The sequence below is a fragment of the Streptomyces sp. NPDC059994 genome, assembly GCF_042737755.1.
GTDB lineage: Bacteria > Actinomycetota > Actinomycetes > Streptomycetales > Streptomycetaceae > Streptomyces.
The window spans coordinates 1-14561 of sequence record NZ_JBHWUR010000153.1 but is presented as its reverse complement, the minus strand read 5'-3'; the positions used below and the strand labels follow the sequence as shown (position 1 = coordinate 14561).

The window sequence follows — 14561 nt, the reverse complement described above, 5'->3', positions numbered from 1 at the left end:
CGCGTCGCCCGGCCGCGCGTCGCCCGGCCGCGCGTCGCCCGGCCGCGCGTCGCCCGGCGGCTCGCGCCCGCCGCCCCGGCCGATTACGAGCGGATCGTCGTGACCACCCGCGACACGCTGGTGCGTGCCAAGGCGGACATCCCCGAGGCGTAAGGAACGGATAAGGCAAGAGATAGAGGCGCGCATAAGAGTCTCGTAAGGAATTCACGCCCGCAGCAGACAGCGGTGTCGCGCGGCAGCCGCCCGGCGGCGTCCAAGGCACCGCTGGTGAGGAGCAGGTCGACGTGTCACGGCAGCCCGGCCGGTGCGTCCGCCGGGTTGACCAGGCGGAGCATGCCATGCGGGCGGGCGAAGGCCAGAACCCCCCTGCGGCGCGTCCAGCCAGGTCAGCGGGCCGCCCCGAAGCCGGGCAGGGTCCGGCGCAGCCGCAGGGCCTTGCGGTGGGGCGTGAGCCCGGGTCCCCGGGAACGGGACGGTGAAGCCGAGCACCAGCGCGACTCCGTTGAACAGCAGCGTGTGGCGCCAGGCCTGCCAGAACGCCGGGTCGTGGAAGACGTGACTGAGGTTGGACCAGCCGGCCCAGGTGGTCCGCCCGTCCTCGGTCTTCTGGAAGGCCAGGCTTCTGGCAGGCCAGGCTTAGGCCAGGACGAAGCTCCCGGGCCATCGGGTACCAGGGAAGAAGGCGAAGCAGAGCACGGTGCCGCCCAGGAAGCCGTGCGCGGTCAGCCGGCGCCTGAGCAGCCCCGGCACCGGCCAGGCCGTCCTCGCCATCGGTTTGTGCGAACAGATTTCGGAATGCGGCGCGGAGCCGTCTACCGTGCATAGGCATGAGTGCCGTCCCCAGCACGCCCGCACCCGGACGGCGGCGGTTCGGCTGGCCGCAGCGCGTCTTCTCCCAGGTGCTGCTGATGCAGCTGGCCATCGCCGCCGGTGTCACCGTGCTCGCGACCGGCCTGTTCCTCGCCCCGCTCAGCCACCAGCTCGACGACCAGGCGATGCGCCGGGCCCTCGCCATCGCCGAGTCGACGGCCGCCCAGCCGCAGCTCGCGGCGGACCTGGTCGCGTCCCGGCCCGCCGCCGACGGCCCCGTGCAGCGCGAGGCCGAGCGGATCCGCCGGGCCACCGGCGCCGAGTACGTGGTGGTCATGGACCGGCGCGGGGTGCGCTGGTCGCACACCGACGGCAAGCAGATCGGCAAGGTCGTCTCCACCGACCCCAGCGAGGCGCTGGCGGGCGAGGAGGTCATGGAGATCGACAGCGGCACGCTGGGCCGCTCGGCGCGCGGCAAGGTGCCGCTGCGGGACTCCGGCGGCGCGATCGTCGGGGCGGTGTCGGTCGGGATCGAGTACGACAGCGTGCGCGCCCGGCTGCTCGCCGCCATCCCCGGGCTGCTCGCCTACGCGGGCGGCGCCCTCGCGGCAGGCGCCCTCGCCGCGTATCTGATCTCCCGCCGGATCCAGAAACAGACCCGTGACCTGGCCTTCTCCGACATCTCCGCGCTGCTCGCGGAGCGCGAGGCGATGCTCCACTCGATCCGCGAGGGCGTGGTGGCGCTCGACCGCACCGGCCGGATCCGGCTGCTCAACGACGAGGCCCAGCGGCTTCTCGGCGTCGGCCCCGAGGCCGCGGGCCGCCCCCTGGACGAGGTGCTCGGCGCGGGGCGGACGACCGATGTGCTCGCGGGCCGCGTCTCGGGCACCGATCTGCTGACCGTACGCGGCCACCGCGTCCTGGTCGCCAACCGCATGCCGACCGACGACGGCGGCGCCGTCGCCACCCTGCGGGACCGCACCGAGCTGGAGCGCCTGGGGCGCGAGCTGGACTCCACCCACGGCCTCATCGACGCCCTGCGTGCCCAGGACCACGAGCACGCCAACCGGCTGCACACCCTGCTCGGCCTGCTGGAGCTGGAGATGCACGACGAGGCGGTCGAGTTCGTCACCGAGGTCGTCGGCGTGCACCGGACCACCGCCGAGCAGGTCACCGAGAAGGTCCGCGACCCGCTGCTCGCGGCGATGCTGGTCGGCAAGGCCACCGTGGCGGCCGAGCGCGCGGTCGCCCTGCGCATCACCCCGGACACCCTGCTCCCCGACCGGCTGGTCGACCCGCACGGGCTCGTCACCGTCGTCGGGAACCTCGTCGACAACGCGCTGGACGCGGCCGCGGGCACTCCGGACGCCTCGGTCGGGGTGACCCTGCGCGCCGAGGGGCGTACGGCCGTGCTGCGGGTCGTCGACAGCGGCCCCGGCGTCCCCGACGGGCAGCGCGAACTGATCTTCACCGAGGGCTGGTCCACCAAGGATCTCCCCGCCCACGGCAAGCGGGGCCTGGGGCTCGCCCTGGTCCGGCGGTTCGCCGAGCGCCAGGGCGGGCACGCGCGCGTGGCCACGGGTGCGGACGGCGGGGCCGAGTTCACCGTCGTCCTGCCGGAGGCGCTGAGCGAGGCCCTGGACGAGGACGCGAACGGGACCGTACTGCATGAGGAGGCGCGATGATCGATGTCCTCGTCGTGGACGACGACCGGCGGGTCGCCGACATCAATGCCGCGTACGCCGAAAAAGTTCCCGGTTTCCGGGTGGTGGCGAAGGCGCATTCGGCCGCGGAGGCGCTCGCGATCATCGCCGAGCGCCCCGTCGATCTGGTCCTGCTCGACCACTATCTGCCGGACGAGAACGGCCTCGCCGTCGTACGCGAGCTGCGCCGGCTCGGCCACCACACCGACGTGATCATGGTGACGGCCGCCCGCGACGTCAGCACCGTCCAGGCCGCGATGCGCCAGGGGGCACTCCAGTACCTCGTCAAGCCGTTCAGCTTCGCGGGGCTGCGCACCAAGCTGGAGGCGTACGCCGCGCTGCGCCGCACCCTCGACGGCGGCGGCGAGGCCGAACAGGCCCAGGTGGACCGGATCTTCGGCGCCCTCTCGGTCTCCGGCGAGCCCGACCTGCCCAAGGGCCACTCCCCCACCACCGCCGAACTGCTGCGCCAGGTGCTGCTCGCGGCCGAAGGCCCGCTCTCGGCGCAGGAGATCGCGGAGCGGGCGGGGGTGAGCCGGCAGACGGCCCAGCGCTATCTGAAGCTTCTGGAGCGGGCGGGTCGCGTACGGCTCGGTCTGCGCTACGGGGAGACCGGCCGCCCCGAGCACCGCTACGAGTGGGCGACCGGCCGCTGACGCCCGGGTCCGAGCGACACCCCGGTCCGAGTGACACCCCGGTCCGAGTGACACCGGGATCCGAACGTCTCAGCCCTTCGGGACCTTGTTCACGAACTCGGTGGTGAACGTCTTGGACAGGTCCACCTCCGCGTGCTTGAGGTTGGGGTTGAACGCCTTCAGGACCTTCTCGACCGTCTCGGGCCCGTTGGCGGGCATCACTCCGTCCTTGGTGAACATGGGCAGGGTGCTCTTGATGGACTGCGCGTAGAGCGCCTTGCCGCCCTTCGCGTAGTCGGCGGGCATCTTTGCCGCGATCTCCTCCGCGCTGTGCGAGGACATCCACCGCAACGTCTTGACCAGCGCGTTCGCCAGCTTCTGCACGGTCTCCTGGTGCCCGTTCACCCAACTCGCGTTCATGTAGAGGCTCGACGAGGGGTACGGGCCGCCGAGCGCGGACCGCGACCCCTCGGGCGTCCGCATGTCGATGAGGACCGTGCCGAGCTTCTGGTCCAGGACGTTGGCGACCGTCGGATCGGTCGTCATGCCGCCCTGGATGGAGCCCTGCTTCAGAGCGGCGATGAACGTCTGGCCCGCGCCGACCGCGACCGGCGTGAAGTCGCTGGTCTTCAGCCCGCCGCGGACCGCCAGGTACTTGGTGAGGAAGTCGGTCGACGAGCCGAGGCCGGTGACGCCGAGCTTCTTCCCCTTGAAGTCCTTGGGAGTGGCGATGTCGCCCTCGGCCTTGCTGGAGACGATCTCGACTTCGCCGGGCGCGTGCGAGAACTGCACCACCGACTCCACCTGCTTGCCCTTGACCTGGAGGTCGAGGGTGTGGTCGTAGAAGCCGACGGCGCCCTGGACGTCGCCGGAGATCAGCGCGGTCTCGGCCTGCACCCCGGCCGGCTCGCTCAGCAGCTGGACGTCCAGCCCCTCGGCCTTGAAGAAGCCCAGCTGCTGGGTGAGCATCGCGGGCAGATAGATGACCTTGTCCAGGCCACCGACCATGATCTTGACCTTGTTCGACGAGCCGGATCCGGAGTCGTCCGAGCCGCAGGCGGTCAGGGTGGCGGCGGCGAGGGCGCCCGCCAGGACGGCCGCGGGGATTCTGCTGAAGTGGTGGCTGCGCATGTCATCACGTCCCGGTGATATGGGTGAGAGAGGGAGGGGGTACGGGGAGGGGTAGAGACCCGTCAGTCGCCGGGGGCACGCCTTCAGCGTTCGGTGCCGGGCTCGGCGGGCCGCCAGCGGAACAGCCGGCGTTCGGCGAAGGTGAGCAGTCCCTCGGTGAAGAGGGCGACGATCGCGAGGATGACCATCGCCGCGTACACACCGGCGGCGTTGAACGTCCCCTGCGAGGCGGCGACGAGCAGCCCGAGCCCCTTGGTCGCGCCGATGTACTCGCCGACGATCGCGCCGATCAGGGCGAACCCGAAGCTGACGTGGAGACTGGTGAAGATCCAGGACGTGGCGGAGGGGACGACGACCTGAAGGGTGACCCGCCGGTTGCTCGCGCCCAGGATGCGGGCGTTGTCCACCAGATTGCGGTCGACCTCGCGGGCGCCCTGGAACGCGTTGAAGAAGACCGGGAAGAAGACCAGGACGACCGCCGACGCGACCTTCGAGGCCGGGCCGAGCCCGAACCAGATGAGGAAGATCGGCGCGAGCACGATCCTCGGGATCGCGTTGAGGACCTTGATGTACGGGCCGAGGACATCGGCGAGGAACCGGATCCGGCCGAGGGTGATGCCGAGGACGACACCGCCAAGGACGCCGATGATCCAGCCGAGCAGGGCCTCGTACAGCGTGTACCAGATCTGCTCCCACAGGGAGCCCTGCGCGGTGCCGTGCACGGCCCAGTCGCGTATCTGCTCCCAGATCTTCGACGGCATCGAGAAGTTGAAGGGGTCGATGGCCTTGGTGCGGGCCAGGACCTCCCAGAGCGCGATCACGGCGACGAGCAGCAGGACGCGGCTGCCGTGGACGAGGAAGCGCCGGTTGCGGGCGGCGCGCGCCCGCGCCCTGGTGCGCTCGGTGGGCTTGACCGGGGCTGCGTCGATCGTGTCAGGCGACATCGGCGGCACCCCGCTCCCGGGTGATGCGGACCTCTTCGCCCAGCGACTCCCAGATCTCCCGGTAGATCTCGATGAACCGGGGCTCCAGTCGGATCGACTCGACCTTGCGGGGGCGCGGCAGGTCGATGTCGAAGACCTGCTTGACGGTCGCGGGGCCCGCGGTCATGACGACGACCTTGTCGGCGAGGGCGATCGACTCCTCCAGGTCATGGGTGACGAAGACGACGGAGGAGCCCGTTCCGGACCACAGGTCGAGGAGCTCGTCGGACATCAGCGCCCTGGTCTGTACGTCGAGCGCCGAGAACGGCTCGTCCATCAGCAGGATCTCGGGGTCGTTGACCAAGGTCGCGGCGAGGGCGACGCGCTTGCGCTGGCCGCCGGAGAGCTGGTGCGGATAGCGGTCCTCGAAGGACGCGAGTCCGACCCGGGCCAGCCATGCGCGGGCCCTCTCCTTGGCCTCCGCCTTCGACGCGCCCCTGAAGCGCGGCCCTGCCATCACGTTCGACAGGACGGTCCGCCAGGGGAAGACCGCGTCCTGCTGGAAGACGAAGCCGATCTTGTCGCCGATGCCGTCGACCGGCTCCCCGGCCACCAGGACCTCGCCCTCGGTGGGCTCCTCCAGACCGCTGACCAGGGACAGGGTCGTCGACTTCCCGCAGCCGGTGGGGCCGACCACGGCGACGAACTCACCGCGCCCCACGGTCAGGTCCAGGTCCCGGACGGCCGTGTGCAGCGCCCCGGACGGCGTACGGAACGACTTGCTCGCGCTCCGCAGCTCGATGGCGGGGCTTCTGTCAGGGCCCGCCTGCTCTGTGCCCCTCTGCTCTGTGCTCATGGAGCGGGACCGTAGATGTGGCGCAGGGCACAGCGGCAGCCTTGTGGGCGCAAGACACACTTCTGCTCGCTGACCCCTGTTGTGCTCGTTTTGCTCGCGCTACAACTGCGGGGATTCAACGGGAAGGAAACACGTTGATAGACGTCCTGGTCGTGGACGACGACTTCCGTGTCGTCGAGATCAACGCGGCATACGTCGGGAAGGTTCCCGGGTTCCGGGTCGTCGCCCGCGCGCACAGCGCCGCCCAGGCGCTGGCGACGCTGGAGCGCCACCGGGTCGACCTGGTACTGCTCGACCACTTCCTGCCGGACGAGACCGGGCTGTCACTGGTCCGACGGATGCGCCAGCTCGGCCACCACACCGATGTGATCATGGTGACCTCGGCCAGCGACGTGGCCACCGTCCAGGCCGCGATGCGCCACGGCGCGCTGCACTACCTCGTCAAGCCGTTCACCTTCGCGGGCCTGCGGACCAAGCTCGACGCGTACGCGACCCTGCGCCGCACCGTGGACCGGGCCGGGGAGGACGGCGCCGAGGGCACCGGGCAGGACCAGGTCGACCGGATCTTCGGGGCGCTGCGCAGCGCCGCGACCGCCCCCGGGCTGCCCAGCGGCCACTCGCTGCCCACGGCGGAGTTGATCCGCGAGGTGCTGCACCACGCGGACCATCCGCTCTCGGCCCATGAGGTGGCGGGCCGCACCGGCCTCAGCCGCTCCACCGCCCAGCGCTACCTCCGGCTCCTGGAGCAGTCCGGCCGCCTCCGCCTCACCCTGCGGTACGGGGAGACGGGCCGCCCGGAACACCGGTACGCCTGGGCCGTGTGACCGGCGGGGCCGCGGCCGGGCGCCCTGGCCTCAGGAGGATCGATCCTGCCGACGGCTAGACCGCCCCCGCCCCCGTCAGCGATCGCACCTCCGTCTCCGCGTGGCGGGCCGCGTCCGGCGGCTCGGGTGAGGTCACCGTGCCCAGCCAGCCGGTCAGGAAGCCCAGCGGGATGGAGATGAGGCCCGGGTTCTCCAGCGGGAAGAACTGGAAGTCCACCCCGGGGAACAGCGCGTGGGGCCCGCCCGAGACCACCGGTGACAGCACCACCAGGACCAGCGCGGGAATGAGTCCGCCGTAGACCGACCAGACCGCGCCCCGGGTGGTGAAGTTCCGCCAGAACAACGAGTAGAGCAGCACGGGCAGATTGGCCGAGGCCGCAACCGCGAACGCCAGCCCGACCAGGAACGCCACGTTCAGGTCCCGGGCCAGCAGCCCGAGACCGATGGCGACCGCCCCGATCCCGGCGGCGGCGACCCGGGCCACCGCCACCTCGCTGTGCTGCCTGGCGTGGCGCCGCCGCAGCGAGGCGTACAGGTCATGGGCGACGGAAGCGGAGGAGGCGAGGGTGATCCCGGCGACGACGGCCAGGATGGTGGCGAAGGCGACGGCGGCCACGACCGCGAAGAGAACCGTTCCGCCTGTGGAACCCGCGCCGCCGCCCAGATCGAGCGCCAGTAGCGGCACGGCCGTGTTCCCCGCCGCGTTCGCGGACTTCACCTCGGCGGAGCCGACCACGGCGGCCGCGCCGAAGCCGAGCACGATGGTCATCAGGTAGAAGCCGCCGATGAGACCGATCGCCCAGACGACCGAGTGGCGCGCGGCCCGGGCGGTCGGCACCGTGTAGAAGCGGGAGAGGATGTGCGGCAGCCCCGCCGTACCGAGCACCAGGGCCAGGCCCAGGCTGATGAAGTCGAGCCGCGCGGTCCAGCCGCCGCCGTATCTGAGCCCCGGGGAGAGGAACTCCTTTCCGTGGCCGCTCCGTTCGGCCGCCGTGTTGAGCAGCAGATTGATGTTTCCGTGGAAGCGCATCAGCACCAGCACGGTGAGCGTGACCGCTCCGGCCATGAGGAGGACGGCCTTCACGATCTGGATCCAGGTGGTCGCCCGCATCCCGCCGAGCGACACATAGATCACCATCAGCGCACCCACGCCGATGACGGTCCACGAGCGGGCCGCGCCGCTGGATCCGCCGAGCAGCAGCGCCACCAGGCTGCCCGCGCCGACCATCTGCGCCACCAGATAGAGAACGGACACGGTGACCGAAGAAGTTCCCGCCGCGATCCGCACCGGGCGCTCGCTCATCCGGGCGGCGATGACATCGGCGAGGGTGAACCGCCCGCAGTTGCGGACCAGTTCGGCCACCAGCAGCAGCACCACCAGCCAGGCCACCAGGAACCCGACGGAGTAGAGCATCCCGTCGTACCCGAAGAGCGCGATGAGTCCGGAGATCCCCAGGAACGAGGCGGCCGACATGTAGTCGCCGGCGATGGCGAAACCGTTCTCCATGGGGGAGAACAGCCGCCCGCCCGCATAGAACTCCTCCGCCGAGCCGCGCCGGCCGCGGCTCACCCAGGTGGTGATCGCCAGCGTCGCCGCCACGAACGCGCTGAACAGCAGCAGCGCCAGCGCCTGGTGATCCCTGCCGGCGCTCACCTGGCCATCCCCCGTGTCATCTCCTGGGTGTCCCAGCGCAGTTCGAGCGCGGCCCGGTCCCGGCGCAGCCTCGCATGACGGGCGTACGCCCAGGTCAGCAGGAAGGTGGAGAGGAACTGGCCGAGCCCGGCGACCATGGCGACATTGACCGCCCCGACCACCTGATGGGCCATCAGGTCCGGCGCGGTGGTCGCGGCCACGACATACGCGAAGTACCAGGTGAGGAACGCGAGCGCGGCCGGGACCACGAACCTGCGGTAGCGGGCGCGCACTTCCTGGAAGGCTGCGCTGCGCTGCACCTCCAGATAGATGTCGGCCGCGCTGCGCCCCGCGTCCGGCTCGGCCGCCCGCTGCCGCGCCGGAGCGACCGCGGGCACCGTGCCGTCCAGTTCGCCCCACCCGGAGGCGAGCGCGTCGTACCAGGGGTCGTCGATCCGTGCCGCCACCGGTTCGTGCCGTTCCTGTCTCTCCACCGAACAACACTCCTTAGTCCACGGCCCTGTTCGGCCGCGTGCCCAAGGATGGGCAGAAGGGACGTCCTCGCACTCTTCAACGCCCCCCTCTTCACCCCATTAGGTGATGGCCGAACCCGGTGGTCGCGAGAGGCCGTGCTGATAGGCGTACCGCACGGCCTGCGCCCGGTCCCTGGCTCCCGTCTTGGCGAAGATGTTGTTGATGTGTGTCTTCACCGTCGCGGTGGAGATGTGCAGCGCACGGGAGATCTCAGGGTTGGACAGGCCCTCCGCGACCAGGCCGAGCACCTCGCCCTCACGGCCGGTGAGCCCGTCGGGCAGCACCGCCGGAGCCGTCGCGGGCGGTGGCGCCATCACCCTTTCGAGCAGTCGCCGTTGCACCGAGGGCGCCAGACCGGCCTGTCCGGCCAGCACGTCCTGTATCGCCCTGACGATCTCGTCGCCGCCCGCGTCCTTGGTCAGATACCCGCGCGCCCCGGCCTGCAGCGCCGGGAAGAGCGAGTCGTCGTCGGCGTAGGTCGTCAGGATCACCACCTGCGTACCCGGATACGCGGAGCGGATACGGCGGGTGGCCTCGGCCCCGTCGCAGCGCGGCATCCGCAGGTCCATCAGGACCACGTCCGGGGCCACTTCGGCGACCAGCGCGACCGCCTCCTCGCCGTCCTTCGCCGCGCCCACCACCTCGACGCCGGGCAGCAGCCCGAGCAGCATCACGATCCCCTCACGCACCACCGACTGGTCGTCCGCCACGACCACGCGCATCGCACGGCCCCCCTTTCCGGGCCCGTCCTCGGCCCCGGCACCTCCCACGGTCACACCGCCCCCTTCCCCGGTCATGCCGGCACCCTCAGCCGCACCACGAAGCCCTCTTCCTCCGGTCCCGCCTCCAGAGTCCCGCCGAGCAGTTCGGCGCGCTCCCTCATCCCGAGCAGACCGTATCCGGAACCGCTCACTGCCAGTTCGTCGGCGACCCGGCCACCGCCCGAGTCCCTTACCTCCAGGGCCACTTCGTCCGGCAGATACTCCAGCCGGACGGCCACGGCGGCGCCCGGCGCGTGCTTGCGCACATTCGTCAGGGCCTCCTGCGCCACACGCCGCACCGCCTGGGACGCCTCGGCCGCCAACGGCCGCCGCTCCCCAGTCACTTCGACCCCGGCCGGACCGCCGGGCCCGCCGCCTTCGACGAGCGTATGCAGGAAGTCCTCGACCGGCGTGATCTCGCCGCGCAGCGCGGAGAGCGCCTGCCGGGTCTCGGCCAGGCCCTCCCGCGCCATCGACCGGGCGGCGACCACCCGCTCCAGGATCCGGTCCCGGAAGTCCCCGGCGGGCTCGCGCTCGATCATCAGCCGGGCCGCCTCCAGATGCACCAGCTGGGCGGAGAGGCTGTGCGCCAGCACATCGTGGATCTCTCGGGCGATCCTGGCCCGCTCGGCGAACGCGGCCGACTCGGCCCGGGCGGTCCGGGCGGCCCGCTCCTGGGCGAGCAGCCGCTGGGCGTTGCCCCGCGCCTCCGCGTCCAGCCGCAGCACATATCCGGCGAGGCCCAGCCCTGCGGTGGTGAGGGCGGTGGTCAGCCAGGTGTCGGTGTTCACCACCGCATACGCCCCGAGGGCCACCAGGGTGCAGGGGACGGCGGCGCCCAGCGGGAGCCGTTCCAGAGCGGAGATCGCGCAGCCGCACCACACGATGATCGCGAAGATGTGCCAGTCGCTCTGCTGCGCGCCGAGCGCCGACGCCATCAGCAGCGCGAGCAGCCCCAGCGAGGGCCACAGCCGGTGGGCGAGCGTCTGCTGCCAGAACGCCCGGGCCAGCACGACCATCACCGCCACCATGGCGACGCCCAACGCCCAGGACCAGCCGTCGGGCCCCTTCTCGCTGATCGCGGTCCACAGCATCCCGCCGAGCAGCAGCCCGCGCACACCCCACATGATGCCGAGCCGTGCGCGGGTGAGCCCTTCGCGGGAGAGCGCCTCCCGCGAGGGCCAGATGAACCAGACGTCGGTGGTCACACGCGGTCCTTCCACAGCGGCCGGGTGGAGCCGTCGGCAGCAACACCGTACGACGCGTGCAGCGGCTGGGCCCGCCACGCCAGGACGCCGCTGCGGACCAGGAGCGAGGCCGCCAGGCCAAGCAGCAGCGCGCCCGTGCCCATCCGTATCCCGGCCAGGGCGCCGATGCCGACGAGCCCTGCCCGGACCGCGATGCCCACGGCCCAGACGGCCGCCGTCGCCTTGGTACCCCTGGTCCACACCGAGCCGTCCGCCTCGGTCCACACCTTGCTGGTCCAGCCCCAGGCCGCACCCATGAGCAGCCCGGCCGCGGTCTCCGTGCCGAGCAGCAGCACCGAGGCCATGTGGTGGTCCGGGTCGACCAGGCCCTTTTCCCGTATCGCCAAATACACCAGGACCGCTGGGACGAGCCACCAGCGTCTGGCGTCGGCCAGCTGCTGGGGCCGCACCTGGCGCGAGACGATCAGCGCGACGACGGCCACCGCCACCAGCACATTCACGAGCGCGGACATCTGGGCCTCCGGAACTACGACGGCAGGACTTCCCTACGCCATCGAAGTTACGGAAACGGCCTGGTCAGACACATCGGAGCAGGGGTTGAACGTGGGTGGAGCTCTCGGCTCCACCCACGGGTGGACACGCCACCCCCGGCGCCCGGACGGGCGAGGCAGCCGGGGCAGCCCGGACCTGCCCGGCCATCCCGGCCGCCCCCGCCGCGGCTACGCGTCGATGCGCGAGCGGTCCAGCGTCGCCGCCGAGCTGGTGATGAACTCCTTGCGGGGCGCCACCTCGTTGCCCATCAGCAGATCGAAGACCTGCTCGGAGGCCTCCAGGTCGCCGATGTTGATCCGGCGCAGGGTGCGGAACCGCGGGTCCATCGTGGTCTCCGCCAGCTGGTCGGCGTCCATCTCGCCGAGGCCCTTGTAGCGCTGGATGGAGTCCTTGTACCGGACGCCCTTGCGCTGGAACTCCAGCAGGGTCTGGCGCAGCTCGTTGTCCGAGTACGTGTACACGTACTTGTCCTGGCCCTTCTTGGGCTGGACCAGCTCGATCCGGTGCAGCGGCGGGACGGCGGCGAAGACCCGGCCCGCCTCGACCATCGGGCGCATATAGCGCTGGAAGAGGGTCAGCAGCAGGATGCGGATGTGGGCGCCGTCGACATCGGCGTCGACGAGCAGCACGATCTTGCCGTACCGCGCCGCGTCGATGTCGAAGGTCCGGCCCGAGCCCGCTCCTATGACCTGGATGATCGCGCCGCACTCGGCGTTCTTGAGCATGTCCGAGACGGACGCCTTCTGAACGTTGAGGATCTTGCCGCGGATCGGGAGCAGCGCCTGGAACTCCGAGTTCCGGGCGAGCTTGGCGGTGCCGAGCGCGGAGTCGCCCTCGACGATGAAGAGCTCGCTGCGCTCCACGTCGTCGCTGCGGCAGTCGGCCAGCTTGGCCGGCAGCGAGGAGGACTCCAGGGCGGTCTTCCGCCGCTGCGCCTCCTTGTGCTGACGGGCGGCGATCCGGGTCCTGGCCGCGGCCACGATCTTGTCGAGCACCGCCCGGGCCTGCGCCTTGGCGTCGCGCTTGGTGGAGGTCAGGAACGCCTTCAGCTCCTTGGCGACCACATTGGCGACGATCCGGTTGGCCGCCGAGGTGCCGAGCACCTCCTTGGTCTGGCCCTCGAACTGCGGCTCGGCGAGACGGACGGTGACCACCGCCGTCATGCCCTCCATGGCGTCGTCCTTGACGACGTCGTCCTCCGCGACGCGCAGCAGCTTCGCGGAGCGCAGCACCTCGTTGACGGTCTTGGTGACCGAGCGCTCGAAGCCGCTGACATGGGTGCCGCCCTTGGGGGTGGCGATGATGTTCACGAACGACTTCAGGTTGGTGTCGTACCCGGTGCCCCAGCGCAGCGCGATGTCCACGACGAGCTCGCGGGTGACCTCGGTGGGGGTCATGTGGCCGCGGTCGTCCAGGACCGGGACGGTCTCCTTGAAGGTGCCCTGGCCGGTGAGCCGCAGCACGTCGCAGACGCCCTTGTCCTGGGACAGGTAGTCGCAGAACTCGCTGATCCCGCCGTCGAAGCGGAACGTCTCTTCGGTCTTGCCCTCGCCGTCGAGGCCGCGCTCGTCCCGGACGACGATGGTCAGGCCTGGGACCAGGAAGGCCGTCTGGCGCGCGCGCTGGTGGAGCGTCTCCAGGGAGAGCTTCGCGTCCTTGAGGAAGATCTGGCGGTCCGCCCAGTAGCGGATGCGCGTGCCGGTGCGGGTCTTGGGCACCCGCTTGCCCTTGAGCAGCCCGCTCGACGGGTCGAAGGGGGCGTCGGGACCCTGCTCGGTGAACATGCCGGGCGTGCCGCGCCGGAAGCTGATCGAGTGCGTCGCGCTGCTGCGGTCGACCTCGACGTCGAGGCGGGCCGAGAGCGCGTTCACCACGGACGCGCCCACGCCGTGCAGACCGCCGGAGGCGGCGTAGGAACCGCCGCCGAACTTGCCGCCGGCGTGCAGCTTGGTCATGACGACCTCGACGCCCGACAGACCGGTCTTGGGCTCGACGTCGACCGGGATGCCCCGGCCGTTGTCCCGCACCTCGACCGAGGCGTCGTCGTGCAGGATCACCTCGATGAAGTCGCAGTACCCGCCCAGAGCCTCGTCGACGGAGTTGTCGATGATCTCCCAGAGGCAGTGCATCAGGCCGCGGCTGTCGGTCGAGCCGATGTACATGCCCGGGCGCTTGCGGACCGCTTCGAGGCCTTCAAGGACGAGCAGGTGCCGCGCGGTGTAGTTGGAGCCGTCCCGGTCGGCGCCGGAGAGCAGCGCAGTGGACGGAACGGACGTCTCGGCGGTCACGCAGTTCGCTCCTCGCTGAATTTCAATTCGCCCCCGATGGGCAGGGGGTCGGCGTCGGTCGCCGGTCAGAGGGTACCGAGGCCTGGTAGAGCCGTTGTCACGCCACCCTCGGCAATACTCATGCTAGTCCAGCCTCGCATGCATGTTCGATCCCTCGTTGGGGTGATGCGGATATCACGTTCCCATCCAGGCATGAACCATTTAGGCTCCGGGCACGTCCTCATGAACAACCGGCAACCCCGCCGGGCGGACCAAACCGAGACAAGCAACGCGAAACCGTAAAGCAACGCAATACGGCTCATTCGCCGCCAACCGGCAGCAGACAGCCACCTTGACCAAGAAGTTTCAAGGAGAAGGCCCGAGCGGGAACGTTTTCGGCCTGGTTGGATGTTGACCCTGGTACGACAGCTCGTCGAGCTAGAGAAGAGGCGACGTGACTACTGTTCTGACCCCCGCGAGCCCCCTGACGGCCGCTGACCGTTGCGACCGCTGCGGCGCACAGGCATACCTGCGTGTCCTTCTGACCAGCGGCGGCGAACTGCTCTTCTGTGCTCACCACGGACGCAAGTTCGAGCCGGAACTGAAGAAGATCGCCGCTGAGATACAGGACGAGACGGACCGCCTCACCGCGGTGCCCGAATCCGCAGGCGAAGAGGATCACTGACACCTCGCACTGACGACGAGCCAGGGCCGGTCCAGGACC

Annotated in this window: 13 protein-coding genes and 1 pseudogene; 4 read left to right on the top strand and 10 right to left on the bottom strand. The window is 70.7% G+C overall.

Features of this window, described 5'->3' with window-relative positions; translation table 11 throughout:
• Positions 1 to 465: 465 nt before the first annotated feature.
• Positions 466 to 771 (bottom strand): annotated as a pseudogene (locus ACFWA7_RS37580) (hypothetical protein); the annotation flags it as partial.
• Between the two features lie 56 nt (positions 772 to 827).
• Here ACFWA7_RS37580 and ACFWA7_RS37575 point away from each other — a divergent pair.
• Positions 828 to 2495, top strand: coding sequence for an ATP-binding protein (locus ACFWA7_RS37575; protein ID WP_385827634.1), 1668 nt, complete (start codon positions 828 to 830; stop codon positions 2493 to 2495).
• A complete protein-coding gene (locus tag ACFWA7_RS37570; RefSeq protein WP_385549033.1) occupies positions 2492 to 3169 on the top strand; it encodes a response regulator in 678 nt (225 codons plus the stop codon). The genes ACFWA7_RS37575 and ACFWA7_RS37570 overlap by 4 nt, the downstream gene beginning before the upstream one ends.
• A gap of 69 nt (positions 3170 to 3238) precedes the next feature.
• Here ACFWA7_RS37570 and ACFWA7_RS37565 read toward each other — a convergent pair whose 3' ends face one another.
• From ACFWA7_RS37565 to ACFWA7_RS37555, 3 genes are all read right to left on the bottom strand, one after another.
• Positions 3239 to 4279: an ABC transporter substrate-binding protein gene (locus tag ACFWA7_RS37565; RefSeq protein ID WP_385549030.1), complete on the bottom strand. Its 1041-nt coding sequence runs from the start codon at positions 4277 to 4279 to the stop codon at positions 3239 to 3241.
• An 83-nt stretch (positions 4280 to 4362) separates the two neighbouring features.
• Positions 4363 to 5223 carry an ABC transporter permease gene (locus tag ACFWA7_RS37560; protein ID WP_385549027.1) on the bottom strand — a complete coding sequence of 287 codons (861 nt, stop codon included), beginning with the start codon at positions 5221 to 5223 and terminating at the stop codon, positions 4363 to 4365.
• Complete coding sequence (locus ACFWA7_RS37555) at positions 5213 to 6058, bottom strand: ABC transporter ATP-binding protein (protein ID WP_385549024.1); 846 nt, start codon at positions 6056 to 6058, stop codon at positions 5213 to 5215. Before ACFWA7_RS37555 ends, ACFWA7_RS37560 begins: the two co-directional genes overlap by 11 nt.
• A gap of 134 nt (positions 6059 to 6192) precedes the next feature.
• Here ACFWA7_RS37555 and ACFWA7_RS37550 point away from each other — a divergent pair, with 134 nt between their 5' ends.
• Complete coding sequence (locus ACFWA7_RS37550; RefSeq protein WP_385827632.1) at positions 6193 to 6882, top strand: response regulator; 690 nt, start codon at positions 6193 to 6195, stop codon at positions 6880 to 6882.
• Positions 6883 to 6937: 55 nt separating this feature from the next.
• On the opposite strand, the gene ACFWA7_RS37545 is transcribed toward ACFWA7_RS37550, so the two are convergent.
• The 6 genes from ACFWA7_RS37545 to ACFWA7_RS37520 all read right to left on the bottom strand — a co-directional run bounded on the left by ACFWA7_RS37545 (position 6938) and on the right by ACFWA7_RS37520 (position 13858).
• Complete coding sequence (locus ACFWA7_RS37545) at positions 6938 to 8536, bottom strand: cation acetate symporter (RefSeq protein WP_385827630.1); 1599 nt, start codon at positions 8534 to 8536, stop codon at positions 6938 to 6940.
• Positions 8533 to 9009 carry a DUF485 domain-containing protein gene (locus tag ACFWA7_RS37540; RefSeq protein WP_385827628.1) on the bottom strand — a complete coding sequence of 159 codons (477 nt, stop codon included), beginning with the start codon at positions 9007 to 9009 and terminating at the stop codon, positions 8533 to 8535. The genes ACFWA7_RS37545 and ACFWA7_RS37540 overlap by 4 nt, the downstream gene beginning before the upstream one ends.
• Positions 9010 to 9108: 99 nt before the next feature.
• Positions 9109 to 9771: a response regulator gene (locus ACFWA7_RS37535; protein ID WP_385827626.1), complete on the bottom strand. Its 663-nt coding sequence runs from the start codon at positions 9769 to 9771 to the stop codon at positions 9109 to 9111.
• A gap of 71 nt (positions 9772 to 9842) precedes the next feature.
• The gene (locus tag ACFWA7_RS37530; protein ID WP_385827624.1) at positions 9843 to 11018 is read right to left on the bottom strand and encodes a sensor histidine kinase; all 1176 of its coding nucleotides are present in this window, start codon (positions 11016 to 11018) and stop codon (positions 9843 to 9845) included.
• Positions 11015 to 11530, bottom strand: coding sequence for a DUF1453 domain-containing protein (locus tag ACFWA7_RS37525; RefSeq protein ID WP_385549007.1), 516 nt, complete (start codon positions 11528 to 11530; stop codon positions 11015 to 11017). Before ACFWA7_RS37525 ends, ACFWA7_RS37530 begins: the two co-directional genes overlap by 4 nt.
• A 207-nt stretch (positions 11531 to 11737) precedes the next feature.
• The gene (locus ACFWA7_RS37520) at positions 11738 to 13858 is read right to left on the bottom strand and encodes a type IIA DNA topoisomerase subunit B (protein WP_385549004.1); all 2121 of its coding nucleotides are present in this window, start codon (positions 13856 to 13858) and stop codon (positions 11738 to 11740) included.
• A gap of 433 nt (positions 13859 to 14291) precedes the next feature.
• Here ACFWA7_RS37520 and ACFWA7_RS37515 point away from each other — a divergent pair, with 433 nt between their 5' ends.
• Positions 14292 to 14522: a hypothetical protein gene (locus tag ACFWA7_RS37515; protein WP_371655163.1), complete on the top strand. Its 231-nt coding sequence runs from the start codon at positions 14292 to 14294 to the stop codon at positions 14520 to 14522.
• Positions 14523 to 14561: the final 39 nt, after the last annotated feature.

What these genes read in the sequence shown, in the direction of transcription:
- ACFWA7_RS37575 (WP_385827634.1), top strand. Translation starts at nt 828, where the DNA reads ATGAGTGCCGTCCCCAGCACGCCCGCACCCGGACGGCGGCGGTTCGGC.
- ACFWA7_RS37570 (WP_385549033.1), top strand. Translation starts at nt 2,492, where the DNA reads ATGATCGATGTCCTCGTCGTGGACGACGACCGGCGGGTCGCCGACATC.
- ACFWA7_RS37565 (WP_385549030.1), bottom strand. Translation starts at nt 4,279, where the DNA reads ATGCGCAGCCACCACTTCAGCAGAATCCCCGCGGCCGTCCTGGCGGGC.
- ACFWA7_RS37560 (WP_385549027.1), bottom strand. Translation starts at nt 5,223, where the DNA reads ATGTCGCCTGACACGATCGACGCAGCCCCGGTCAAGCCCACCGAGCGC.
- ACFWA7_RS37555 (WP_385549024.1), bottom strand. Translation starts at nt 6,058, where the DNA reads ATGAGCACAGAGCAGAGGGGCACAGAGCAGGCGGGCCCTGACAGAAGC.
- ACFWA7_RS37535 (WP_385827626.1), bottom strand. Translation starts at nt 9,771, where the DNA reads ATGCGCGTGGTCGTGGCGGACGACCAGTCGGTGGTGCGTGAGGGGATC.
- ACFWA7_RS37525 (WP_385549007.1), bottom strand. Translation starts at nt 11,530, where the DNA reads ATGTCCGCGCTCGTGAATGTGCTGGTGGCGGTGGCCGTCGTCGCGCTG.